2 protein-coding genes and 1 pseudogene are annotated in these 1,323 nt (G+C 76.0%); 2 read left to right on the plus strand and 1 reads right to left on the minus strand.

Features of this window, described 5'->3' with window-relative positions:
* Positions 1-141: 141 nt before the first annotated feature.
* Positions 142-615: pseudogene (locus IH61_RS45425) on the plus strand (hypothetical protein); the annotation flags it as partial.
* Positions 616-743: 128 nt separating this feature from the next.
* Complete coding sequence (locus IH61_RS50480) at positions 744-887, plus strand: Rieske (2Fe-2S) protein (RefSeq protein WP_420714085.1); 144 nt, start codon at positions 744-746, stop codon at positions 885-887.
* Between the two features lie 140 nt (positions 888-1,027).
* On the opposite strand, the gene IH61_RS0139820 is transcribed toward IH61_RS50480, so the two are convergent.
* Positions 1,028-1,323, minus strand: a 296-nt coding sequence (locus tag IH61_RS0139820; RefSeq protein ID WP_031079321.1) for a hypothetical protein, incomplete at its 5' end; no start/stop codon positions are given.

The raw sequence follows: 1,323 nt of genomic DNA on the forward strand, positions 1-1,323 counted from the left end.
CGCCCCGCCGCCGCCACCGACCGGCCCCGCCCCGCCGCCCGACCCCCTTGCCAGCCTCGAAGCGGCCCACCCGACCGCCGCGTGGAACGAGGAGCAACGAGGCAGCCGAACCTGTCCAGCACCGTCGAACGACGCCTCCTGGTGAACTACCGCGTCGCCCCCGACACCGCCGCCCGCCTGCTCCCGGCGCCGCCGCGCCCCCACCTCGTGCGCGGCCACGCGGTCGCCGACGTCTGCCTGCTGCGCCTCGCGGGCGTGCGGCCCGCCTGGGCGCCCGGCGAGACGCCCGAGCGGCTGCGCGTCGCCCTGGCGACCCGCGACGGCGCCGTCCGCGTCGACGTCACCGTCGAGGTCGCCGACGAACTGCGCGGCAGCGAGCTGTTCACGGGCCTCGCCGAGGCGTCCGACTTCTTCCGGGCCGGCGCGAAGGGCTTCTCGCCCGCCGGCTCCGGCGGCCGCCTGGACGGCATGGAACTGAGCACCGACGCCTGGCACGTGGAGGCGGGCCGGGTGCGCTCCGCCGCGTCCTCCTTCTTCGAGGACCCGGTCCGCTTCCCGCCGGGCAGCGCGGTCCTGGACTGCGCCCTGGTCATGCGCGGCGTCCCCGCCCGCTGGCGCCCGCTGCCGGCCCTGGCCTGCGACCGGGCCGTGCTCGCCCACACCGACGGCGAGATCCACGCCGTCGGTGTGGGCGCAGCCACGAGTACGCCCCCCTGGAGGAGGGCGAACTCGAGGACGCCACCATCACCTGCCCCTGGCACCACAGCCGCTTCTGCCTGCGCACCGGCCGGGCCCTCGACATGCCCGCCGTCGACCCCCTCGCCACCTACCCCGTCCACCTCACCGGCGACGACATCCACCTCGGCCCCCGCCGCACCCCCACCTGACCACCCCTGCCAGGGCCGGCGGGCACTACGGAAGTAGTGCCACTACTTCCGTAGTGCCCTCAGCCCCCGCCCCGCAGCCCGAACTCCGCGACCGCATCCAAGCCGTCGTCCTCACCCGCGAAAGCCGCCTCATCCACCCGTCATGACGCACCCGCCGTGACGAACACCCCCTCATCCACCCCGTCCAGCACCAGCCCGTTGTCCAGCCGCACCCGCACCGTCACCCGCTCCCGGTGCGCGGCCCACGCCGGCTCCAACCCCGCGACCTCGGCCTCCAGCCGCTCCCGGCTCCCCACCGGCATCGTGTGCCCGTAGTCCGCCAACAGCCCCTTCAGCCGCCGGTACTCGCGCACCTCGTCCCCTTCCGGCACCACCCCGTCCACCCGCTCGACCACGCCCTCCACCCCCGCCCCCACCGAAACGGACCCCACCACAC

The sequence above is a fragment of the Streptomyces sp. NRRL WC-3742 genome (genome assembly GCF_000720635.1).
In the GTDB taxonomy this organism is placed as follows: domain Bacteria; phylum Actinomycetota; class Actinomycetes; order Streptomycetales; family Streptomycetaceae; genus Kitasatospora.